At 74.5% G+C, this 26726-nt stretch carries 1 protein-coding gene (cut by a window edge); it reads right to left on the minus strand.

All coding sequences use genetic code 11. The annotated features are described in order from the left end of the window. Positions 1-26726 carry the 3' portion of a type I polyketide synthase gene (locus tag GA0074692_RS10610; protein ID WP_091642601.1) on the minus strand. The gene runs 3127 nt beyond the window's last position, so 26726 of the gene's 29853 nt are visible here — the last part of the coding sequence; its start codon lies off the right edge, out of view; it ends in the stop codon at positions 1-3.

Here is a 26726-nt window from a genome sequence, read left to right on the forward strand (position 1 = left end):
TCAGAAAACGCCGCCGACATTGCCGCCGGGTCCGCCGAGCTCCCGGTGGATGAATTCGAAGATCTCGGCGTCGCTGGCCCCGTCGAGGGTCGGCGTCACCGGCGACTCGACCGGCGTGGACCGGTCGTCGCCCCAGCGGGCCACGAACGCCTGCAACTGCACCAGCAGCTTCTGCCGGGTGAGCGGGTCCGGCGCGCTGGCGGCGAAGAGGCCGTCCAGCTTCTCCAGTTCCGACAGCAGGCCCACGCTGGCGGCAGCCTCGTCCTCCACCACGAGGCTACGCAGGTGGCGGGCCAGCGCCAGCGGGGTCGGGTAGTCGAACACCACGCTCGCCGGCAGCGTGACCCCGGCGGCCGCCCGGAGCCGGTTGCGCAGTTCCACCGCGGTCAGGGAATCGAAGCCGACCTCCCGGAACGCACGCGCTGGGCCGAGGTCTGCGGTGCCCGAGTGGCCGAGCACCGCTGCGGCCTGGGTGGACACCAGCTCGACCAGGACAGCGTCCCGTTCCGCGTCCGACAGCGGCCGGAGCCGCTCGCGCAGCGCAGCCGCCGCCCCGTCGTCCGCAGGCTCCCCGGTGTGCAGATTACGCAGCGCCTCCCCCGCCTCGGGGACCTCGACGAACAGCGGCCGGGTCCGCACGGCGGCGACCGCCGGCACGAACCGGTCCCACCGCACGTCGGCCACCACGACCTGTGCGCCTTCTGCCGCAGCCCGCCAGAGTGCGGCGGTGGCCAGCTCCGGGGCCATGCCGGGCATGCCGCGCCGGCTCAGCTGCTCCAGGTCGGCGTCGGTGAGACCGTCGGCCCAGGGACCGAACGCCACCGACGTCACCGGCAGCCCGGCCCGCCGCCGGTTCGCGGCGAGGACCTGGAGCAGGGCGTCACCGGCCGCCTGGCCGGACCGCCCGCCGGAGCCCCACACCCCGGAGGTGGAGGAGCAGAGCACCAGCGCCCCGAGGGCCTGGCTCTCCAGCTCGTCGGCGTACCGGGGGATGTCCCCGACGGTGGCGACGAAGTCGGCGGCGAGGCCTGCGAGGGTCAGCTCCGCCAGCGGTACGGTGCCGGTGTCGGCCGGCACGTGCAGCAGCGCGGTCACCGACCGGCCGTCGGCGGCGAGCTGCTCCATCCGGTCGGTCAACTTCCCGCCGGCCGGCTGGTCCAGTGGCACCACGGCCGCGCCCTGCCGGTCCAGCCAGGCGGTGGCGTACCGGGCGACCACGCCCGCCCCACCGGTGACCAGGACGGTGCCCTGCGGCGTCCAGCCGCCGCCCGTACCCTCGGCCGGGCCGCTGGCCCGGACCAGTCGTCGCGCGTACGCGCCCGAGGCGCGGACGGCGAGCTGGTCCTCCCCCTCGGTGTTGGTCAGCGCGGCGACCAGCGCGGCACCGAGTTCCCCGGTCACCGTGCCGGGCAGGTCGACGAGACCACCGACGTGCCGGGGGTGTTCCAGGGCGGCGGCCAGGCCGAGGCCCCAGCTGGTGGCCTGCCACGGCCGGCTGGCCGGCTCCTCGTCGGTGGCGACGGCCCCGGTCGTGGCCAGCCAGAGCGGCAGCGGCGCGTCGGCCTGCTGGCCGAGGTGTGCCTGAAGGAGCAGCAGGTTCGCCGCGAGCCCGGACGGCAGGGCGTCCTGCCCCGGGTGCGGCGCCTCGTCCAGGGCGAGCAGGGAGAGCAGCCCGGTCGGCTGGTGCTCGGCGCAGGCCCGCGCCAGGTCGGCGGCGAGTCCGTCCCGGTCGGCGGTCGACGGGTCCACGGTGAGCAGGTGCACGGTGGCCCCGGCGTCGCGCAGCGCGTCGGTGATCGTCTCGGCCGCCTGCCGGCGCGGAGCGACGAGCAGCCAGGTGCCCGGCTGGCCGGCGGTGAGCCGCTGGGGTCGCCAGGTGACACGATACCGCCAACCGCTCAGTGTGCCCTCCTGGTGCTGCCGGCGGCGCCACGACTCCAGCTCCGGCAGCAGGTCCTTCAGCGGCTGACTGGCGTCGATGCCGAGTCGGTTCAGTTCGCCGTCGGTGACCGCCCGCCAGAACTCGGTGTCGGCACGGTCCGCGCCGCCGGTCGGCGTGGCGGTCAGGGTGGGCCAGTACCGCTGCGGCTGGAACGCGTACGTGGGCAGCTCCGGCAGGTCACGAGCGTCGGGCCGGGAGCCGGCGAGCGACGTCAGCAGGGCCGGCCATTCGACGTTCCGGCCGCTGGCGTAGCGGGTGGCCGCGGCGGTGAGCAGCGCCGTCACCTCCGATACCCCGGCCCGCAGGGTCGCCACGGTCGTGGCGCCGTCGGGAAGCAGGTCGGCGTTCATGGCGGTGAGCACAGCGGCGGGGCCGACCTCGACGAACGTGTCGACGCCCGCGTCCCGCAACGCCCGCACCCCGTCGGCGTACCGGACGGCCTCGCGGACGTGCCGCACCCAGTAGTCCGGGGTGCGGATCTCGTCGGCGTCCGCGAACGCCCCGGTCAGGTTCGACACCACCGGCAGCACAGGTGCGGCGAACGTGAGCCCGTCCAGCAGGTCACGGAACCCGGCGAGCATCGGTTCCATCAGCGGGCTGTGGAACGCGTGGCTTACAGTCAACCGGCGGGTGCGTGTCCCGCGCTCCTTCCAGAGCCGCTCCACCTCGTCCAGGGCATCGACCGCACCCGAGACCACAACGGCGGCGGGCCCATTGACGGCGGCGATCCCGACCCGACCGGTCGCCCCGGCGAGCGTCTCCGCCACGTCGGCCTCCGGCGCGGCGATCGCGAGCATGCCGCCGCCGGCCGGAAGCGCCTGCATCAGCCGTCCCCTGGCGGCGACCAACGCGCACGCGTCAGCCAGGGAGAACACCCCGGCCACGTGCGCGGCCACGATCTCGCCAACCGAATGACCGCCCACGAAGTCCGGCACGATCCCGAACGACTCCACCAGGCGGAACAGGGCCACCTCGACCGCGAACAAGCCGGCCTGGGTGAACACCGTCTGGTCCAGCAGGCCCGCCTCGGGCGAGCCCGTCCCGGCGAACAGCACCTCCCGCAACGGGCGGGGCAGCAACGGGTCCAGCTCGACGCAGACCTCGTCCAACGCGGACGCGAACACCGGGAAAGCCCCGTACAACTCCCGACCCATCCCGGCACGCTGCGCGCCCTGACCGGAAAAGAGGACGGCGGTGCCGCCCGTCGCGGCCGGGGCAGCCGACACGAGGGCGGGGTGCGCGCTGCCGGTGGCGAGGGCGCGCAGCGCCGCGAGCCGGGTCTGCGGGTCGGCGGCGACGACCACCGCCCGATGGGCCAGGTGTGCCCGGCCCTCGGCCAGCGCCCAGCTCACCGCGCCGTCGTCGGGCCGGTCATCCGTGCCCTCGGGGTGGGCCGCGTCGCCGAGCCGGGCGGCCAGGCGGTCGGCCTGGTCGCGCAGCCCGGCGGCCGTGGCGGCGGAGACCGGCCACGGCAGTACCGCTGCGGCGGGCGAGGGCCGGTCGGCCTCGTCAGCGGAATCGTCCGCTGGCGCCTGTTCGAGGATCACGTGGGCGTTCGTTCCGCTGATGCCGAACGACGAGACGCCGGCCCGGCGGGGGCGCCCACCGGATTCCCAGGGGCGCGCCTCGGTGAGCAGCGCCAGCGCGCCGGACGTCCAGTCGACGTGCGAAGTCGGCGCGTCGACGTGCAGGGTCGCCGGCAGCACCTCGTGTTGCAGGGCCAGCACCATCTTCATCAGGCTGGCGGCGCCCGCCGCGGCCTGGGTGTGGCCGATGTTCGACTTCACCGACCCGAGCCACAGCGGCCGGTCGGCGGAACGGTCCTTGCCGTACGTCGCCAGCAGCGCCTGCGCCTCGATCGGGTCGCCGAGGGTGGTGCCGGTGCCGTGCGCCTCGATGGCGTCGATGTCGCCCGGGGTGAGGCCGGCGTTGGCCAGAGCGTGCCGGATGACGCGCTGCTGCGCCGGCCCGTTCGGTGCGGTGAGGCCGTTGCTCGCACCGTCCTGGTTGACGGCGCTGCCCCGCACGACGGCGAGGATTTGGTTGCCGTCGCGCTGGGCGTCGGAGAGCCGCTGGAGCAGCAGAACGCCGACGCCCTCGCCCCAGCCGGTGCCGTCGGCGGCCTCGGCGAACGCCTTGACCCGCCCGTCGGCGGCGAGGCCGCGCTGCCGGGAGAACTCCAGGAACGCGCCCGGTGTCGACATCACTGTCACACCGCCGGCCAGGGCGAGGTCGCACTCGCCGCTGCGCAGCGCCTGCGCGGCCAGGTGCAGCGCCACCAGCGACGACGAACAGGCGGTGTCGACGGTGACCGCCGGCCCCTGCAGACCGAAGGTGTACGAGAGCCGGCCGGAGACCACCGACGCGCCGTTGCCGGTCGCCTGGTAGCCCTCCACCTGGGACCGGGCGCCCAGCAGCAGCGTGGCGTAGTCCTGCCCGTTGGTGCCCATGAAGACGCCGGTGGCGGAGCCGCGTACCCGCTGCGGGTCGATGCCGGCGCGTTCGAACACCTCCCAGGTGGTGTGCAGCAGCAGGCGCTGCTGCGGGTCCATCGCCAGGGCCTCGCGCGGGTTGATGCCGAAGAACGCGGCGTCGAAGCCGGCCACGTCGTGCAGGAACCCGCCGCTGCGGGTGTAGCTGGTGCCGACCCGCTCCGGGTCGCTGTCGAACAGGGCGTCGAGGTCCCAGCCCCGGTCGGTGGGCATCGGCGTCACCGCGTCCGCCCCGTCGGCCAGCAGCCGCCACAGCTCCTGCGGCGACGACACCCCGCCGGGGAACCGGCAGGCCATCGAGACGATCGCGATCGGTTCGTCCGCCGGCGGCCGGACCACGGTCGCGCCGCCGGCGGCCGGGCCGCCGTCCGCGCCGACCACGATTTCGGTACGCAGGAAGCGGGCCAGTTCCGCCGCCGACGGGTGGTCGAAGACCACGGTCGACGGCAGGGTCAGGCCGGTGACCCGACCAAGCCGGTCCCGCAACTGCACGGCGGCGAGGGAGTCGAAGCCCAGTTCGCGGAACGCCCGACCGGCCGGCACCTGGTCGGTGGTGGCGTGACCGAGGACGGCCGCCGCCTCCGCGCGGACCAGGTCGACCAGCAGCGTCTCCTGGCCGGTCGCCGGCAGCGCCACGAGCCGGGCCCGCAGCCCGTCGGTGGCGGCGGCGCTCCCCGGCCGCTCCGGCTCCTCGGCGACGGCCGGGGCGACCCGGTTGAAGAGGTGGCTCGGTCGGGCGGCGGTGAACGCCGTGACGAACCGGGACCAGTCGACGTCGACGATCACCGGCGCCGCCTCCGGGGCGTTCACCCAGCGGCCCAGCGCCGCGACGGCGGCGTCGGGCGCGAGCGGGGTGAACCCGCGGCGGCGCAGGCCGTCCCCGGTCTCCCCGGCGGCCATGCCGTCCTCCGCCCACGGGCCGTAGGCCAGGGCGGTGGCGGGCAGGCCCGCCGCCCGGCGGGCGGCGACGAGGGCATCGAGCAGGGCGTTGCCGCCCGCGTAGCCGGCCTGCCCGCCGCCGCCCCAGACGCCCGCCACCGAGGAGAAGACCACGAACGCGTCGAGGTCCCGGCCCCGGCAGGCGGCGTCGAGGTGCACGGCGCCGAGCACCTTGCCGGCCAGGGTCTCCGACAGCTCGCCGTCGGTCACCTCGTACGCCGGGGTGGTGCCGCCGGACGCGCCGGCGGTGTGCACGACGGCGGTCAGCTCGGGCAGCCCGGCGACGAGGGCGTCGACCGCTGCCCGGTCGGTGACGTCGCAGGCCACCACCCGCACCGCGCCCAACTCGTCCACCAGCTCCGCCGCACCGGGCGCGTCCGGGCCGCGCCGGGACGCGAGCACCACCTGTGCCGCACCGTTGGCCAACAGCCAGCGGGCCACGTGCCGGCCCAACGCACCCGTACCGCCGGTGACCAGCACCGTGCCGGCGGGCCGCCAGCCCGACCCGGCGGGCGGGGCGGCCGGCACCAACCGCCGGCCGAAGAGGCCGTTGCGGCGGACGGCCACCTGGTCCAGGGTCCCGTCGGCGAGGACCGCGACGAGCCCGGCGCGGGCGCTCCGGTCGGCGCGGTCGGGCAGGTCGACCAAGCCGCCCCAGCGGTCCGGCTGTTCGAGGGCGACGACACGGCCGAGGCCCCAGGTCAGGGCCGCCCAGGCGTCGCCGGGCTCCCCCGCCGTGACCGGCATCGCCGTCCGGCTGAGCGCCCACACCCGTCCCGGCAGGCCGGTGTCGGTGAGCGCCCGGGTGAGGGTGAGCAGCAGCGCCGCGCCGGCGGGTATCGCCGGGCTGTGCGCCGGGGGCTGGTCCTGCCGGGGCAGGACGCAGAGCACCCCGGCCCAGCCGTCCGCGCTGGTCCCGGCCAGCCGCTCGGCCAGGCCGGCCCGGGTGAGGGTGGTCGACACGGTCAGCGTGTCGACCTGCGCGCCCGCCTCGGTGAGGGTCTTCGCGGCGTCCGCGTCGGCGCCGCTGTCGACGGTGACCACCAGCCACCGCCCGGACAGCCCGGTCGCCGGGGCCGGCCGCACCGGCTCCCACCCGACCCGGTACGACCACCCGTCCAGTGCGGTGTCCCGGGACCGGAGCTGACGCCAGCGCGAGAGGACCGGCAGGGCCGGGCTGAGGGCCTCCAGGGCCTGGGCGTCGTCGCCGAGTTCGGCGGCGAGGGCGGCCAGGTCGCCACGCTCGACGGCGGCCCAGAAGTCGGCGTCGCCGCTGTCCGGGGCGGCCTGCTTCGTCGGCGTGCCCTCGGGCCAGTAGCGCTGGTGCTGGAAGGCGTACGTGGGCAGGTCGACGCGGTGTGCCCCGGTGTCGGCGAACCACTGCCGCCAGGTCACCGACACGCCGTGCACGTGCAGTTCGGCGAGGGCGTGCAGCAGCGCCTGCGTCTCGGGCCGATCCCGGCGCTGGACGGCGACGGCGAGCACGGCAGCGTCGTCGGGCAGGACGTCCGCCGCCATCGCGGTCAGCACGCTCTGCGGGCCGACCTCCAGGAACGTGTCCACCCCGGCGGCCCGCAACGCGGCGACCCCGTCGGCGTAGCGCACCGCCTCGCGCACGTGCCGCACCCAGTAGGCGACGGTACGGATCTCGTCGCCGTCGGCCAGCCCGCCGGTCACGTTCGACACCACCGGCAGCAACGGCGCGGCAAAGGCCAACCCGTCCAGAACCGCACGGAACTCGTCGAGCATCGGCTCCATCAAAGGACTGTGGAACGCGTGACTCACCGCGAGCCGGCGGGTCCGCACACCCCGGTCCCGCCAGAGCCGCTCCACCTCCTCCAGGGTCTCGACGGCACCGGACACGACCACGGCGGCAGGCCCGTTAACCGCCGCGATGCCCACCCGGTCGGCCAGGCCGACGATCGACTCCACCACCGCAGCCTCGTCCGCCGCCACCGCCAACATGCCGCCACCCGCCGGCAACGCCTGCATCAACCGGCCCCGCGCCGCCACCAACGCGCACGCGTCCGCCAGCGACAACACCCCCGCGACGTACGCGGCGGTCACCTCACCGATCGAGTGACCGGCAACCACGTCCGGCACCACGCCGAACGACTCCACCAGACGGAACAACGCCACCTCGACCGCGAACAACCCGGCCTGCGTGAACACCGTCTGATCCAGCAACCCGGCCTCAGCCGTACCCGCCTCCGCGAACAGCACCTCCCGCAACGAACGCGGCAACAACGGATCGAGCTGCGCACACACCTCGTCCAACGCGGACGCGAACACCGGAAACTCGCCGTACAACTCCCGGCCCATGCCCGCGCGCTGCGCACCCTGACCCGAGAACAGCAGCGCAAGCTGGCCGCGTGTGGCAGCGGAGCCGGTGACGACGGCACCGGAGGACTCGCCCGCGTCGAGGGCGCGGAGCGCGGAGAGCAGGTCGTCCCGGTCGGCCACCACGGCGACGGCGCGCTGCTCCAGCGCGGGCCGGGTGGTGACGGAGGACCACGCCACGTCCAGCGGACGCGGGGTCTCGTCGGCCGACAGCCACCGCGCCCACCGACCCGCCTGGCCAGCCAGGGCCGCGTCAGACCGAGCAGACAGCAACACCGGCACGACCGACGGCACGTCCCGAGCGACGATCTCGCCCTCAACCGCCTCCCCCGGCGGCTGCTCAATGATCACGTGAGCGTTCGTACCGGAAATCCCGAACGACGACACCGCCGCCCGACGCGGCCGGTCCACCCGCGGCCACGGGACAGGCTCGGTCGCAAGGGCCACCGCACCAGCCGTCCAATCGATGTGCGGAGACGGCTCGTCCACATGCAACGTCGGCGGCACCACACCATGCCGCATCGCCATGACCACCTTGATCACACCGGCCACACCCGCCGCAGCCTGCGTATGCCCGATGTTCGACTTGATGGAACCGAGCCACAGCGGCTCCCGGCCCTGCCGATCCTGCCCGTAGGTGGCCAACACCGCCTGCGCCTCGATCGGATCACCCAACGTCGTACCCGTGCCATGCGCCTCGACCACGTCCACGTCGCATGTGGAGAGCCGCGCGTTCGCCAGGGCCTGCCGGATCACCCGCTGCTGCGACGGACCGTTCGGCGCCGTCAGACCGTTCGACGCACCGTCCTGATTCACCGCCGTGCCACGCACCACGGCAAGGACCCGGTGCCCGTTACGCCGCGCGTCCGACAGCCGCTCCACCAGCAACACACCGACACCCTCGGACCACCCGGTGCCGTCCGCCGACGCCGCAAACGACCTGCACCGGCCGTCGGGCGACAACCCACGCTGACGCGAAAACTCGATGAACGTCCCCGGCGTCGCCATCACCGTCACACCACCGGCCAACGCCAGATCACACTCACCACTACGCAACGCCTGCACCGCCAGGTGCAGCGCCACCAGCGACGACGAGCACGCCGTGTCCACGGTGACCGCCGGCCCCTCCAAGCCGAACGTGTACGCCACCCGACCGGACAACACGCTGCCGGAGGTGCCGGTGCCGACGTAGCCCTCCACCTCGTCGGCCAGTTCCATCAGCCGCGTCGCGTAGTCGTGGTACATCACGCCGGCGAAGACGCCCGTCCGGCTGCCCCGCAGCCGGGCCGGGTCCACACCCGCCGACTCGAACGTCTCCCACGACGCCTCCAACAACAACCGCTGCTGCGGATCCATCGCGAGAGCCTCACGCGGCGAGATCCCGAAGAACCCGGAATCGAACTCCGCCGCCCCATACAGAAAACCACCATGCCGCGTGTACGACGTACCGCTGCGGTCCGGGTCCGGATCGAACAGCGACTCCAGGTCCCAACCCCGGTCCGCCGGAAACTCCGAGATCCCGTCGCCACCGCCGGCCAGCAACTCCCACAGCTGGTCCGGGCTCTCGACACCGCCCGGGTAGCGGCAGGCCATGCCCACGATCGCGATCGGCTCGTCGGTGCCGACGACCGTGCCGGCGACCAGGTCGGCGGTCGACTGACGCACCCCGGCCAACTCCGACCACAGGTGGTCGGCGAGCACCGCCGGGGTCGGGTAGTCGAAGACCAGCGTCGAGGCCAGCCGCAGCCCGGTGGCCGCGTTCAGCCGGTTACGCAGGTCGACCGCCGTCAGCGAGTCGAAGCCCAACTCACGGAACGCCCGGTCCGCCGGCACCGCCTCCGCGCCGCCATGCCCCAGCACCTGCGCGACCAGGCCCCGCACCAGCACGTCGACCTGGGCCCGGCCCTCGTCCTCGGTCAGCCCGGCGAGCCGGTCGGCCCATCCGCCACCGCCCTGCCCCGCCTGGCGGCGGGTGCTGGTCACGCCGATCAGGGTGCGCAGCACGGCCGGCACGGCACCGCCAGAGGCCGCCGCCCGCAACGCGGGCACGTCGATCACGGCCGGCACCAGGGCCGCCCGATCGGCGCCCAGGGCGGCGTCGAACAGCTCCAACCCGACCTCGACGCTCATCGGCGTCAGACCCGCCCGCGCCGACCGCGCCCGATCCGCCTCGTCCAGGGACGCCGCCATGCCCGCCGTGTCCCACATGCCCCACGCCAAGCTCACCGCCGGCAACCCAAGCTGCCGCCGCCACACCGCCAACCCATCCAGAAACGCATTACCCGCCGCATACGCCGACTGACCCGGCGAACCCAACACACCCGCCACCGACGAGAACACCACAAACAAATCAAGATCCAGAGACGCCGTCGCCTCGTGCAGGAACCAACCCGCCGACACCTTCGGCGCCAACACCCCCGCCAGACGCTCCGCACTCAGCCCCTCGACAACCCCGTCCTCCAGCACACCGGCCGTGTGCACCACGCCCGCCAACCGGCCCGCCGCAGCAACCTCACCAACCAGGCCGAACACCTGATCCCGGTCCGTCACGTCACACGCCACCACCCGCACAGCAGCGCCCAACCCGGTCAACCGCCCCGACAACTCGCCCGCACCCGCAGCCGACGGTCCCCGCCGCGACACCAACACCAGCGACCGCACACCCCACGAACTGACCAGGTGCTCCGCCACCAACGCACCCAACGCACCCGTACCACCGGTCACCAGCACCACGCCGACGCCGAGGCTCGGCGACGGCGCCGCCGTGACGCCTGCCCGGACCAGGCGCGGCGAGTACACCCCGCCCCTGCGGACGGCCAGCTGGCCGCCGGTCGTGGCCGGTTCCCGCAGGACGCCGTCCAGCAGGGTCACCAGCGCGGTGTCCAGGTCGCCGTCGACGTCCGCGAGGACGATCCGGCCGGGGTGCTCCGACTGCGCCGACCGCAGCAGACCCCACACCGCCGCAGCGGCCAGGTCGGTCACCCGGTCCTCGTCCCCGACGGCCACCGCGCCCCGGGTCACCACCACCAGCCGCGAATCCGCCAGCGCGTCCGCCGCCAGCCAGGACTGCACCGTCGCCAGCATGTCCGAGGTCACCGCCCGGACCGACTCCGGCGGCTCCACCGCCGCGCCGGAAGACACCGGAAGCAGCAGCGTCCGGGGGACGGACTCCTCCCCCGCGACCGCCGCCACATCGGGGTACGCGGCCAGCCCGACCCGTGCCGCCAGCTCCGCCGGCACCTCCCGGCCGCCCGCCAGCAGCGCCCACCCGGAGGTCTCCCCGCCGAGGGTCACCTCCACGGCCGGCCACCGCAGCTCGAACAGCGACCGCGTGGCCGCGCCCGGCGCGGCCACGCCGGCCAGCTCCCGCAGGACGAGGGAGTCCACCGACACCACCGGCGCGCCCGCCTCGTCGTACGCCGCCAGCCGCAGCCCGGAACCGTTGCGGGTCAGGCGCACCCGCAGCGTTCCCGCACCCGAGGCGTGCACCTGCACACCCTCGAACGCGAACGGCACCCGCGGCCCGCCCGACTGCTCCGCCCCCGACAGCAGTCCGATCGGGTGCAGGGCGGCGTCCAGCAGCGCCGGATGCACGCCGAACCCGGCGGCCTCCGTCGCGGCGTCGTCCGGCAGGACCACCTCGGCGTACACCTCGCCGCCGCCGGTCCAGGCACGCCGGAGCCCCTGGAAGACCGGCCCGTACGCCAGGCCGTGCTCCGCCAGCGTCGGGTACCAGCCCCTCAGGTCCACCTCGGACGCGCCGGCAGGGGGCCAGGTGACCATGTCCGGCTCGTCGGCGGTGGACGACTCCAGCACGCCCTCCGCGTGCCGGGTCCAGCCCGCCTCAGGGTCGTCGTCGGGGCGAGAGTAGACGGCGACGGTGCGGTGCGCGGAGTCACCGGCTGCGTCCACCCGCACCTGGATCCGTACGCCTCCGGTTGCGGGGACGACCAGCGGTGCGGCCACGGTCAGTTCCCGCAGCCGGGAGAGGCCCACCTCGTCGCCGGCTCGTACGGCCAGCTCGACCAGGGCGGTGCCCGGGACCAACGTCACGCCGGAGACCACGTGGTCTGCCAGCCAGGGGTGCGTGGCCAGGGAGACCCGTCCCGTCAACACCATCTCATCGTCGCCGGCCAGGTCGACCGTCGCGCCGAGCAGCGGGTGCTCGGTACGGCCGAGGCCCGCTCCGGACACGTCACCCATCCGCGCCCGGCTGGCGGCGGGCCAGTAGCGCTGGTGCTGGAAGGCGTACGTGGGCAGGTCGACGCGGTGTGCGCCGCTGTCGGCGAACCACTGCCGCCAGCTCACCGACACGCCGTGCACGTGCAGTTCGGCGAGCGCGTGCAGCAGCGCCTGCGTCTCGGGCCGATCCCGGCGCTGGACGGCGACGGCGAGCACGGCAGCGTCGTCGGGCAGGACGTCCGCCGCCATCGCGGTCAACACACTCTGCGGGCCGACCTCCAGGAACGTGTCCACCCCGGCGGCCCGCAACGCGGCGACCCCGTCGGCGTAGCGCACCGCCTCTCGGACGTGGCGGACCCAGTATTCGGCGCGGGTGATGTCCTGTGGGTCGGCGAGCGCCCCGGTCATGTTCGACACGATCGGCAGCAACGGCGCGGCAAAGGCCAACCCGTCCAGAACCGCACGGAACTCGTCGAGCATCGGCTCCATCAAAGGACTGTGGAACGCGTGACTCACCGCGAGCCGGCGGGTCCGCACACCCCGGTCCCGCCAGAGCCGCTCCACCTCCTCCAGGGTCTCGACGGCACCGGACACGACCACGGCGGCAGGCCCGTTAACCGCCGCGATGCCCACCCGGTCGGCCAGGCCGACGATCGACTCCACCACCGCAGCCTCGTCCGCCGCCACCGCCAACATGCCGCCACCCGCCGGCAACGCCTGCATCAACCGGCCCCGCGCCGCCACCAACGCGCACGCGTCCGCCAGCGACAACACCCCCGCGACGTACGCGGCGGTCACCTCACCGATCGAGTGACCGGCAACCACGTCCGGCACCACGCCGAACGACTCCACCAGACGGAACAACGCCACCTCGACCGCGAACAACCCGGCCTGCGTGAACACCGTCTGATCCAGCAACCCGGCCTCAGCCGTACCCGCCTCCGCGAACAGCACCTCCCGCAACGAACGCGGCAACAACGGATCGAGCTGCGCACACACCTCGTCCAACGCGGACGCGAACACCGGAAACTCGCCGTACAACTCCCGGCCCATGCCCGCGCGCTGCGCACCCTGACCCGAGAACAGCAGCGCAAGCTGGCCGCGTGTGGCAGCGGAGCCGGTGACGACGGCACCGGAGGACTCGCCCGCGTCGAGGGCGCGGAGCGCGGAGAGCAGGTCGTCCCGGTCGGCCACCACGGCGACGGCGCGCTGCTCCAGCGCCGACCGCGACACCACCGACGACCACGCCACGTCCAGCGGACGCGGGGTCTCGTCGGTCGTAAGCCACCGCGCCCACCGGCCCGCCTGGCCAGCCAGGGCCGCGTCAGACCGCGCGGACAACAGCACCGGCACGACCGACGGCACGTCCCGAGCGACGATCTCGCCCTCGATCGCCCCGGCCGGCGGCTGCTCGATGATCACGTGAGCGTTCGTACCGGAAATCCCGAACGACGACACCGCCGCCCGACGCGGCCGGTCCACCCGCGGCCACGGGACAGGCTCGGTCGCAAGGGCCACCGCACCAGCCGTCCAGTCAATATGCGGAGACGGCTCGTCCACATGCAACGTCGGCGGCACCACACCATGCCGCATCGCCATGACCACCTTGATCACACCGGCCACACCCGCCGCGGCCTGCGTGTGCCCGATGTTCGACTTGATCGACCCCAACCACAGCGGCCGATCGGCCGGACGCCCCTGCCCATACGTGGCCAGCAGCGCCTGCGCCTCGATCGGGTCACCCAGCGTGGTGCCGGTGCCATGCGCCTCGACCACGTCCACGTCGGCGGTGGTGAGCCGCGCGTTCGCCAGGGCCTGCCGGATCACCCGCTGCTGCGACGGACCGTTCGGCGCCGTCAAACCATTCGACGCACCGTCCTGGTTCACCGCCGTGCCACGCACCACGGCAAGGACCCGGTGCCCGTTACGCCGCGCGTCCGACAGCCGCTCCACCAGCAACACACCGACACCCTCGGACCAGCCCGTGCCGTCCGCCGACGCCGCGAACGACCTGCACCGGCCGTCGGGCGACAGGCCCCGCTGACGCGAGAACTCGATGAACGTGCCCGGCGTCGCCATCACCGTCACACCACCGGCCAACGCCAGGTCACACTCACCACTACGCAACGCCTGCGCGGCAAGATGCAACGCCACCAGCGACGACGAGCACGCCGTGTCCACAGTGACCGCCGGCCCCTCCAAGCCGAACGTGTACGCCACCCGACCCGACAACACGCTGCCCGACGTGCCGGTCCCGACGAAGCCTTCGGCATCCGGCGGCAGGTCCATCAGTCGGGAGGCGTAGTCGTGGTACATCACGCCGGCGAAGACGCCCGTCCGGCTGCCCCGCAGCCGGGCCGGGTCCACACCCGCCGACTCGAACGTCTCCCACGACGCCTCCAACAGCAACCGCTGCTGCGGATCCATCGCGAGAGCCTCACGCGGCGAAATCCCGAAGAACCCGGGATCGAACTCCGCCGCCCCGTACAGGAAACCACCGTGCCGCGTGTACGACGTACCGCTGCGGTCCGGGTCCGGATCGAACAGCGACTCCAGGTCCCAACCCCGGTCCGCCGGGAACTCCGAGATCCCGTCGCCACCGGCGGCCAGCAACTCCCAGAGCTGGTCCGGGCTCTCGACACCGCCCGGGTAGCGGCAGGCCATGCCCACGATCGCGATCGGCTCGTCGGTGTTGGCGGTGAGCACCGCCGTCTGGCGGGCGGTGATCTGCCCGGAGACCTGCTCGTATAGGTGGTCGACGAGGACGGCCGGGGTCGGGTAGTCGAAGACCAGCGTCGAGGCCAGCCGCAGCCCGGTGGCCGCGTTCAGCCGGTTACGCAGGTCGACCGCCGTCAGCGAGTCGAAGCCCAACTCACGGAACGCCCGGTCCGCCGGCACCGCCTCCGCGCCGCCGTGCCCCAGCACCTGCGCGACCAGGCCCCGCACCAGCACGTCGATCTGGGCGCGCGCCGCGTCGGGTGCCAGGCCCGCCAACTGGTCGGTCCAGTCACCGCCCCGCGCGGCCCGTCGCCGGGCCGCCGTCGACCCGATCAGGGTACGCAGCAGGGCCGGCACCGGGCCGGCACCGAGGGACGCCCGCATCGCCGGTACGTCGATCACGGCCGGCACCAACGCCGGCCGATCCGCCACCAGAGCGGCGTCGAACAGCTCCAACCCGACCTCGACGCTCATCGGCGTCAGACCCGCCCGCGCCGACCGCGCCCGATCCGCCTCGTCCAGGGACGCCGCCATGCCCGCCGTGTCCCACATGCCCCACGACAGGCTGACCGCCGGCAGACCCAACTGCCGCCGATACACCGCCAGCCCGTCCAGGAACGCGTTACCCGCCGCGTACGCCGACTGACCCGGCGAACCCAACACACCCGCCACCGACGAGAACACCACAAACAAATCAAGATCCAGAGACGCCGTCGCCTCATGTAAGAACCAACCCGCCGACACCTTCGGCGCCAACACCCCCGCCAGACGCTCCGCACTCAGCCCCTCGACGACCCCGTCCTCCAGCACACCGGCCGTGTGCACCACGCCCGCCAACCGGCCCGCCGCAGCAACCTCACCAACCAGGCCGAACACCTGATCCCGGTCCGTCACGTCACAGGCCACCACCCGCACGGCGGCACCCAACCCGGTCAACCGCTCCGACAGCTCCACCGCGCCCGAAGCCTCCGGACCCCGCCGCGACACCAGCACCAGCGACCGCACACCCCACGAGCTGACCAGGTGCTCCGCCACCAACGCACCCAACGCACCCGTACCACCGGTCACCAGCACCGTGCCGTCACCCACCACGGGACCGTCCGAAGACGCCGGGGTGATCGCACGCACCAGCCGGGGCACGAACACCGCACCCGCCCGCACCGCGACCTGACCACCATGCGCCACCGGCTCGTCGGCCACCGCGGCCAGGACAGCCAGCGTCCCGGCATCCAGGTCGCCGTCGACGTCCGCGAGGACGATCCGGCCGGGGTGCTCCGACTGCGCCGACCGCAGCAGACCCCACACCGCCGCAGCGGCCAGGTCGGTCACCCGGTCCTCGTCCCCGACGGACACGGCGCCCCGGGTCACCACCACCAGCCGCGAATCCGCCAGCACGTCGGCCGCCAGCCAGGACTGCACGGTCGCCAGCACGGCCGACGTCGCCGCACGTACCCCGTCCGGGACGGCGACACCCGACGCGTCGACCGGCAGCACCAGCCCCTTCGGCGCGACCGCCTGACCGGCGTCGACCGCCGCGACGAACGCCTCGACGTCCGGGAACGCCGGCAGGTCGGCGATGCCGGGTGAGCCCACCAGTGCCCACCCGGAGACGTTCCCGGCGGCGACCTCCTCGGCCTGCCAGGTGAGCTGGAACATCGAGCGGGCCGACGCGCTCGCCACAGCCACGCCGGTCAGTTCGCGCAGCGCCAACGAGTCCACCGACACCACGGCCGCGCCCGACTCGTCATACCCGACCAGCCGCACCCCGGAACCGTTGCGGGTCAACCGCACCCGCAGCACCCCGGCACCCGAGGCATACACCTGCACACCCTCGAACACGAACGGCACCCGCGGCCCACCCGACTCCACCGAACCGGGCAGCAACCCGATCGGATGCAGGGCCGCATCCAACAGCGCCGGATGCACCCCGAACCGGGCAGCCTCCGCCGCCGCCCCGTCCGGCAGGACCACCTCGGCGAACACGTCGCCACCACCGGTCCACACCCGACGCAGCCCCCGGAACACCGGCCCGTACGCCAGGCCATGCTCCGCCAGCGTCGGGTACCAGCCCGCCAGGTCCACCTCGGACGCGCCGGGCGGCGGCCAGGCAGCCATCCTCGGCTCGTCGGCCGACGCCGGCTCCAGCACGCCCTCCGCGTGGTGGACCCACTCGGCCTCCAGGTCGCCCCCGGACTGCGAGTGCACCGCCACGACCCGGGTGCCGGTCTCGTCGGCCGCGCCGACGCGCACCTGCACCCGCACCGCACCGGCCTCCGGCAACACCAGCGGCGCGGCGACGGTCAACTCCCGTACCCGCGACGCGCCCACCTCGTCGCCCGCCCGGACGGCCAGCTCCACGAGGGCGGTACCGGGCACGATCACCACGCCGGAGACGACGTGGTCGGCGAGCCACGCGTGGGTGGCGAGCGACAATCGGCCGGTCAGCACCGCCATGTCGGCGCCGGCGACGGCGACCGCCGCGCCGAGCAGCGGGTGCCCGGCCACACCCAGGCCCGCGCCGGACACGTCGGCAGTACGCGCCTGACCCGTGCCGAGCCAGTACCGCTCGTGCTGGAAGGCGTACGTCGGCAGGTCGACCCGGGCGGCGCCGGAGTCGGTGAACCACTGTGTCCAGGTCACCGGGACGCCGTGGACGTGCAGCTCGGCGAGCGCGTGCAGCAGCGCCTGCGGGGCGGTACGGTCCCGGCGCTGCACGGCCACGACGAGCGCGTCGTCGGCGAGCAGGTCGGCGTTCATCGCGGTCAGGACACTCTGCGGGCCGACCTCCAGGAACGTGTCCACCCCGGCGGCCCGCAACGCGGCGACCCCGTCGGCGTAGCGCACCGCCTCTCGGACGTGGCGGACCCAGTATTCGGCGCGGGTGATGTCCTGTGGGTCGGCGAGCGCCCCGGTCAGGTTCGACACGACCGGCACCAGCGGCGTCCGGAACGTCAGCCCCGCCAGGACCGTGCGGAACTCGTCGAGCATCGGCTCCATCAAAGGACTGTGGAACGCGTGACTCACCGCGAGCCGGCGCGTACGCACACCCCGGTCCCGCCAGAGCCGCTCCACCTCCTCCAAGGCGTCGACGGCACCGGACACGACCACGGCGGCAGGCCCGTTGACCGCCGCGATGCCCACCCGGTCGGCCAGGCCCGCGAGAGACTCCACCACCGCAGCCTCGTCCGCCGCCACCGCGAGCATCCCGCCCCCGGCCGGGAGGGCCTGCATGAGTCGGCCCCGCGCCGCCACCAACGCGCACGCATCCGCCAGGGACAGCACCCCGGCGACGTACGCGGCCGTGACCTCACCGATCGAGTGACCACCCACGACATCCGGAACGACCCCGAACGACTCCACCAGACGGAACAGCGCCACCTCGACCGCGAACAACCCGGCCTGGGTGAACACCGTCTGATCCAGCAACCCGGCCTCAGCCGTACCCGCCTCCGCGAACAGCACCTCCCGCAACGAACGCGGCAACAACGGATCGAGCTGCGCACACACCTCGGCCAACGCGGACGCGAAGACGGGGAAGCGGGCCGCCAACTCCCGGCCCATGCCCGCGCGCTGCGCACCCTGACCCGAGAAGAGCATGGCCAGCTGGGTGCGCGTCGGGCCGGTGCCCGTGACCACGGCGGCGGCCGGCTCGCCGGCGGCGAGGGCACGCAGCCCGGCCAGCAGGTCGTCCCGGTCGGTCGCGGTGACCACCGCACGGTGTTCCAGCACTGCCCGGCTGACCACCGACGACCAGCCGACGTCGACCGGGCGCAGTTCCTCGTCGCCCGAGATCCAGCGTGCCCAGCGGTCCGCCTGCGCCGCGACTGCGGCCTCGGACCGGGCCGACAGCAGCACCGGGGCCGGCACCAGCTCGTCGCCGCGGGTCGGCGCGTCGGCGCCCCGGGCGGGCTCCGCCTCGGCGGGCGGCTGCTCGATGATCACATGCGCGTTGGTGCCGCTGACGCCGAACGACGAGATCGCCGCGCGTCGGGGGCGGTTCGCCGCCGGCCAGTCGCGCGCCTCGCTGAGCAGGGAGACGGCTCCGGCGGGCCAGTCGATGTGTGGGGACGGCTCGTCCACGTGCAGCGTCGACGGCAACACACCGTGCCGCATCGCCATGACCATCTTGATGATGCCGGCAGCCCCGGCCGCAGCCTGGGTGTGGCCGATGTTCGACTTGATCGACCCCAACCACAGCGGCCGATCGGCCGGACGCCCCTGCCCATACGTGGCCAGCAGCGCCTGCGCCTCGATCGGGTCACCCAGCGTGGTGCCGGTACCGTGCGCCTCGACCACGTCCACGTCGGCGGTGGTGAGCCGCGCGTTCGCCAGGGCCTGCCGGATCACCCGCTGCTGCGACGGACCGTTCGGCGCCGTCAGACCGTTCGACGCACCGTCCTGGTTCACCGCCGTGCCACGCACCACGGCCAGGACCCGGTGCCCGTTACGCCGCGCGTCCGACAGCCGCTCCACCAGCAACACACCGACACCCTCGGACCAGCCCGTGCCGTCCGCCGACGCCGCAAACGACCTGCACCGGCCGTCCTGCGACAACCCACGCTGACGCGAAAACTCGATGAACGTCCCCGGCGTCGCCATCACCGTCACACCACCGGCCAACGCCAGATCACACTCACCACTACGCAACGCCTGCACCGCCAGGTGCAGCGCCACCAGCGACGACGAGCACGCCGTGTCCACGGTGACCGCCGGCCCCTCCAAGCCGAACGTGTACGCCACCCGACCGGACAACACGCTGCCGGAGGTGCCGGTGCCGAGGTAGCCGCCCACGCCCTCGGGCAGCTCCTGCACGCCGGAGGCGTAGTCGTGGTACATCAACCCGGCGAAGACGCCCGTCCGGCTGCCCCGCAGCCGGGCCGGGTCCACACCCGCCGACTCGAACGTCTCCCACGACGCCTCCAACAACAACCGCTGCTGCGGATCCATCGCGAGAGCCTCACGCGGCGAGATCCCGAAGAACCCGGAATCGAACTCCGCCGCCCCATACAGAAAACCACCATGCCGCGTGTACGACGTCCCGGGGTTGTCCGGGTCGGGGTGGAAGAGCCGGTCGAGGTCCCAGCCCCGGTCGGTCGGGAACTCGCCGATGCCGTCGGACCCGGCGGCGACCAGGTCCCACAGTTGCTGCGGGTTCGTCACGCCGCCCGGGTAGCGGCAGGCCATGCCCACGATGGCGATCGGCTCGTCGACGGTCGTCGCCCGCACGGCCTGTTGCTGGTCGGCGACCTGGCCGGACAGCTGCTCGTACAGGTGCTCCGACAGGGCGCCGGGGGTCGGGTAGTCGAAGACGAGCGTCGACGTGAGCCGCAGCCCGGTCGCGCTGTTGATCCGGTTGCGCAGCTCCACCGCGGTCAGCGAGTCGAAGCCCAGTTCCCGGAACGCCCGATCCGCCGGCACCTGGTCGGCGCCGCTGTGGCCGAGGACCTGCGCGACCAGTCCGCGCACCAGCAGGGCGACCTGCGTCCGCGCCTCCTGCGGGTCGAGCCCCGCCAGCCGGTCGGCCCATCCCCCGGTGCCGGAGCGGCGGCGCTTCGCGGCCGTTCCCACCAGGGTGCGCAGCATCGGGGGGACGCGACCGGCGGCGCTCTGCGCCCGCATGGCGGGCAGGTCGACCACCGCCGGGACCAGCGCCGTCCCGCCGTGGGCCAGGGCGGCGTCCCACAGCCCGAGCCCGACCGGGGCGGTCATCGGAACCAGACCGGCCCGGCTGACCCGGGCCCGGTCGGTGTCGTTGATCGACGCGGCCATCCCGTCGGTGTCCCACATGCCCCACGCGAGGCTGACCGCGGGCAGCCCTCGCTGCGCCCGCACCTGGGCGAGGGCGTCCAGGAAGGCGTTGCCGGCGGCGTACGCGGCCTGGCCGGGAGAGCCGAGCACCCCGGCGACGGAGGAGAAGAGCGCGAACAGGTCGAGGTCGAGTTCGGCGGTCGCCTCGTGCAGCCACCAGCCTGCCGTGACCTTCGGCGCCAGCACGTCCGCCAGGCGGTCGGCGGTGATCCCGCTGACCACGCCGTCGTCCAGGACGCCGGCCGTGTGGACCACACCGGCCAACCGGTCCTCGGCGGTGACCGCCCGGACCAGCTCGCCGACCCGCGCGCGGTCGGTGACGTCGGCCGCGACCACGCGGACCGCCGCGCCGAGCGCGGTCAGCCGCTCCACCAGTTCGTCGGCGCCGGCGGCCGCCGGGCCCTGCCGGGAGACCAGCACGAGGGAACGCACGCCGTACGAGGTGACGAGGTGTTCGGACACCAGGGCGCCCAGCGATCCGGTGCCACCGGTCACCAGGACGGTTCCCTGCCCGAGGGCCGCCGGGGTGCGCGCGTCGCCGGCGGCGCGGACCAGCCGGGGCAGGTACGCCGTGCCGGCCCGCACCGCGAGCTGCCCGCCGAGGCCCGGGTCGTCGGCGGTGCCGGCAAGCAGGGCCAGCAGGTCGTTGTCCAGGTCGGTGCCCGGCTCGAGGTCGGCCAGCACGAGCCGGCCGGGATGCTCCGACTGGGCCGAGCGCAGCAGGCCCCAGACCGCTGCCCCCGCCAGGTCGGTGACTCGGTCGTCCGTGCCGGTGGCCACCGCGCCACGGGTCACCACGACCAACCGCGAGTCCGCCAGGGGGTCGGCGGCCAGCCACGCCTGCACCGTGCCGAGGACGTCCGCCGTGACCGTCCGCACCGCGTCGGGCACGTCCGTCTCCGGCCCCGCCGCGGGGGCGGGCAGCAGCAGCGCCGCCGGGGTGGCGGCGGTCCCGTCCGTCACGGCCGTGGCCAGCGCCGCCACGTCGGCGTACGCCGGGAGCTGCGGCGCGCCGTCGAGCGGGCCGTCACCAAGCACGATCAAGCCGTACCCGCCGTCGGGCGCGGTGATCTGCTCGGGCTGCCAGGAAACCTCGAACAGGGAGCGGTGCGCCTCGTCCTGAGGTGCCGCCAGGCCGGTCATCTCACGCAGCGTCAGCGAGTCCACCGACACCACGGGCACGCCCGTTTCGTCGACGGCGACCAGCCGCACCGAGTTGCCGGACGCGGTGAGGCGCACCCGCAGCGTCCGCGCCCCGAGCGCGTGGACCTGCACGCCCTCGAACGCGAACGGCACCCGGGCCCCGCCGCCCGCCTCGTCGGCGGACAGCAGCCCGACGGGGTGCAGGGCGGCGTCCAGCAGCGCCGGGTGCACGCCGAACCCCGCCGGGTCCCCGGCCGCCTCGTCCGGCAGCACGACCTCGGCGAACACCGTGTCCGCCGCGGTCCACGCCCGGCGCAGCCCGCGGAACACGGGCCCGTAGGAGAGCCCGTGCTCGGCCACCGTCTCGTACCACCCGGTCACGTCCACCTCGGCCGCCCCCGGCGGGGGCCACGCGCCCACGGTGGGCTCGTCGCCCGTCGGGGCGCCGACGAGGCCGTCGGCGTGCCGGGTCCAGCCCGACTCCGGGTCGTCCTCGGGCTGGGAGTGCACGGTCACCGAGCGGCTGCCAGTCCCGTCGACGGGACCCACCCGGACCTGCACCCGTACCCCACGGCCGGTGGCGGGCAGCACGAGCGGGGCGAGCACGGTCAGCTCACGGACGCGGGACGTACCGACCTCGTCGCCCGCCCGGACGACGAGGTCCACCAGGGCGGTGCCCGGCACGACCACAGCGCCGGACACGACATGGTCGGCGAGCCACGGGTTGGTCGACACCGACAGCCGGCCGGTCAGCACCACCATGTCCTCGCCGGCGACCGACACCGCCGCGCCGAGCAGTGGGTGCCGCGCCACGCCGAGGCCGGCTCCCGAGACGTCAGCCGACGGGCCGGCCTGCGGCAGCCAGTACCGCTCCCGGTGGAAGGCGTACGTGGGCAGCTCGACGCGGTGTGCCCCGGTGTCGGCGAACCACGGCTGCCAGGTGACCGGCACGCCGTGGACGTACAGCTCGGCGAGGGCGTGCAGCAGGGCGTGCGCCTCCGGCCGGTCCCGGCGCTGGGCGGCGATCGACAGCACGGCGTCGTCGTCGGGCAGGATGTCGGCCGCCATCGCGGTCAGCACGCTCTGCGGGCCGATCTCCAGGTACGTGTCCGCCCCCGCCTCGCGCAGCGCGGCGACCCCGTCGGCATGGCGCACCGCTTCGCGGACGTGCCGCACCCAGTACTCCGGGGTGCGGATCTCGTCCGCGTCGGCGAGCGCGCCGGTCACGTTCGACACGATCGGCAGCAGCGGCGCGGCGAAGGCCAACCCGTCCAGGACCGTACGGAACTCGTCGAGCATCGGCTCCATCAGCGGACTGTGGAACGCGTGGCTCACCGCGAGCCGGCGGGTCCGGACGCCCCGGTCCCGCCAGAGCCGCTCGACGTCGTCGAGAGCCTCGACGGCCCCGGACACCACGACCGACGACGGACCGTTGACCGCCGCGATCCCGACCCGACCGGTCAGGCCGGCAATCGACTCGACCACCGCCTCTTCCGAAGCGGCGACCGCCAGCATCCCGCCACCGGCGGGTAGCGCCTGCATCAGCCGACCCCGCGCCGCCACCAGCGCGGCGGCGTCGGCCAGCGACAACACCCCGGCCACGTGCGCCGCCGAGATCTCACCGATCGAGTGACCGGCGAGCATGCCCGGCACGATCCCGAACGACTCCACCAGGCGGAACAACGCCACCTCGACCGCGAACAGGCCGGCCTGCGTGAACACCGTCTGGTCCAGCAACCCGGCCTCGGCCGTACCCGCCTCGGCGAACAGCACCTCCCGCAGCGGGCGCGGCAGCAGCGGATCGAGGTGTGCGCACACCTCGTCCAGAGCGGACGCGAAGACCGGGAACTCGCCGTACAGCTCACGGCCCATGCCGGCGCGCTGCGCACCCTGACCCGAGAACAACAGCGCCAACTGGCCCCGCTGCCCGCCCGGGCCGGCGGCCACACCGCGCGCGGGCTCGCCCGCCGCCACGGCTTCGAGGCCCGCCAGCACCTCGTCGCGGGTCGCACCGGACACGACCGCGCGGTGCTCCAGCACCGACCGCGACGCCACCGACGACCAGGCCACGTCCAGCGGGCGCAGCTGCCCGTCCGCCGACAGCCAGCTCACCCACCGGTCCGCCTGCGCCGACAGCCCGGCCGCGTCGCGGGCCGAGAGCAGCACCGGCACCACCGACGGCGCCCGGGACGGCTCGTCGCCGGCGTCCGGCTCGTCCCCGCCGGTCGGCGCGGGCGGCTGCTCCAGGATGAGGTGGACGTTCGTACCGCTGATGCCGAACGACGACACGGCGGCCCGGCGCGGCCGGTCCACCAGCGGCCAGGGACGCGCCTCGGTCAGCAGGGACACCGCGCCGGCGGACCAGTCCACGTGGGGGGTCGGCTCGTCGAGGTGCAGGGTCTTCGGGAGCAGGCCGTACCGCATCGCCTGCACCATCTTGATCATGCCGGCGACGCCAGCGGCGGCCTGGCTGTGGCCGATGTTCGACTTGATCGAGCCGAGCAGCAGCGGCCGGTCGGCGGGGCGGCCCTGGCCGTAGGTGGCCAGCAGGGCCTGCGCCTCGATCGGATCACCGAGGGTCGTGCCGGTGCCGTGCGCCTCGACGGCGTCCACGTCGGCCGTGGTCAGCCGGGCGTTGGCGAGCGCCTGCCGGATCACCCGCTGCTGCGCCGGCCCGTTCGGGGCGGTGAGGCCGTTGGAGGCACCGTCCTGGTTGACGGCGCTGCCGGCGAGCACGGCGAGCACCTGGCGGCCCTGCCGCCGGGCGTCGGAGAGCCGCTGGACCAGCAGCACGCCGACCCCCTCCGACCAGCCGGTGCCGTCGGCGTCGGCGGCGAAGGACTTGCAGCGCCCGTCCGGGGCGAGGCCGCCCTGGCGGGAGAACTCGACGAAGGCACCGGGGGTCACCATGACGGTGACACCGCCGGCCAACGCCATGTCACACTCGCCGCCGCGCAGCGCCTGGGCGGCGAGGTGCACCGCCACCAGGGACGACGAGCAGGCGGTGTCGACCGTCACCGCCGGGCCCTCCAGCCCGAAGGTGTACGACACCCGGCCGGAGATGACGCTGTGCGCGCCGCCCGTGAGCTGGTAGCCCGCCAGCTCCGCCGGGGTGTCGGTGGTGCCGTACCCCGACGGGGACGCGCCGACAAAGACGCCGGTACGGCTGCCGCGCAGCTCGTCGGGGTCGATCCCGGCCTGCTCCATGACCTCCCAGGACGCCTCCAGCAGCAGGCGCTGCTGCGGGTCCATGGCGACCGCCTCGCGCGGTGAGATGCCGAAGAAGCCCGGGTCGAACGTGGTGGCGCCATCGACGAAGCCGCCCTCGCGGGTGTGCGACACGGGTTGTCCGTCGGCGTCGACGGCCAGCAGCCGGCCCATGTCCCAGTGCCGGTCCTCGGGGAAGCCGCTGATCCCGTCGCGCCCGGTGGCGACCAGGTCCCACAGGTCGTCCGGATTGGCCACGCCGCCCGGGTACCGGCAGCTCATGCCGACGATGACGATCGGGTCGTCGTCCACCGGCCCAGCGGGGCCCCAGGTGGTGACGGTGTCGACCTCGTGCAGGCGCAGCGTCGCCGACAGGCGGTCGGCGAGGGCGGCCGGGTTCGGGTAGTCGAAGACCAGGGTGGTGGGCAGGGTGAGCCCGGTGGCGGCGCCGAGCCGGTTGCGCAGTTCGACCGCCGTCAGCGAGTCGAAGCCCAGTTCCTTGAACGCCCGGTTCGCCTTCACCAGGTCGGTGCCGGAGTGGCCGAGCACGGCGGCGGTGTGCGTCCGTACGAGGTCGGTCAGGTACCGGTCCTGCTCGGCGCGGGGCAACGTCAGCAGGTGCTGCCGCAGCCCGCCGCCAGCGGCGTCCTCCGGTTCCCCGTCGACCACGCGCAGGGCGTCCCGGGCCTCGGCGATGTCGTCGAGGAGGGGACGGGAGCGGGCGGCGGCAAACGCCGGGGTGAACAGGGACCAGTCGACGTCCGCCACGGTCACCGACGGCACGGACCGACCCACCGCGCTGCGCAGCGCGTACACGGCCTGGGCCGGGGACATCGGGCTGAGGCCGCGCCGGGCCAGCAGTTCCTGGCCCTCGCCGCTGGCCATGCCGCCGTCGGCCCACGGTCCCCAGGCGACGGCGGTGGCGGCCAGGCCGCGGGCCCGGCGCCGCTCCGCCAGCGCGTCGAGGAAGGCGTTGCCGGCGGCGTAGGCGGCCTGTCCGCCGCTGCCCCAGATACCGGCGATGGAGGAGAACAGCACGAACGCGTCGAGCGGCCGGTCGCGCAGCAGCTCGTCCAGGTGCACCGCACCGGCGATCTTGCCGTCCAGCACCTCGGCCAGCCCGGCCAGGTCGGTGTCGGCCAGCATGTTGAGCTGGCCCACCCCGGCGGCGTGCACCACCGCCGTCAGCGGCGCCGGGTCCGCGTCGACGTCACGCAGCAGCGCCTCGACCCGGGCGCGGTCGGCCATGTCGGCGGCAACCAGGGTCACCCGGGCGCCGAGCCCGGTCAGCTCGTCGCGCAGCTCCGCCGCCCCCGGGGCGCGGTCGCCCCGGCGGCTGGTCAGCACGACGTGCGCCGCACCGCTGGCCGCCACCCAGCGGGCCACGTGGGCGCCGAGCGCCCCGGTGCCACCGGTGATCAGCACCGTGCCCGACGGCTGCCAGCGCTCGACCGTGCCCACGGCCGCCGGCGTGGCGCGGACCAGTCGCCGCACGAACACGCCGGAGGGCCGTACCGCGACCTGGTCCTCGTGACCGCCGCCGGTCAGGACGCCCACCAGGTGGTCCCAGTCGGTCCGGTCGGGCCCCTCCGGCAGGTCGACCAGGCCACCCCAGAGCTGCGGGTGTTCCAGCCCGGCGACCCGGGCCAGGCCCCACAGGCCGCCCTGAGCGACGCTGCGGACCGGGTCGGTGTCCCCGGTGCCGACCGCGCCCCGGGTCACCATCCACAGTGGCGACTCGATGTCGGCGGCGTGCAGGGCCTGCACCAACGCCATCGTGGCGGCCGTGCCGAGCGGCACCGCCGGCTGGCCGGGGTGCGGCCGGTCCAGCAGGCCCAGCAGGGACACGATCCCGGAGAACCGGTCGTCCCCCACGGCCCCGGCGACCCACGACGTCACGTGGTCGCGCTCCGCGAGCGGGTCCACCGCCAGCCGGGACACCTCGCCACCGGCGT

Source organism: Micromonospora pallida, from assembly GCF_900090325.1.
Classification (GTDB): Bacteria; Actinomycetota; Actinomycetes; order Mycobacteriales; family Micromonosporaceae; genus Micromonospora; species Micromonospora pallida.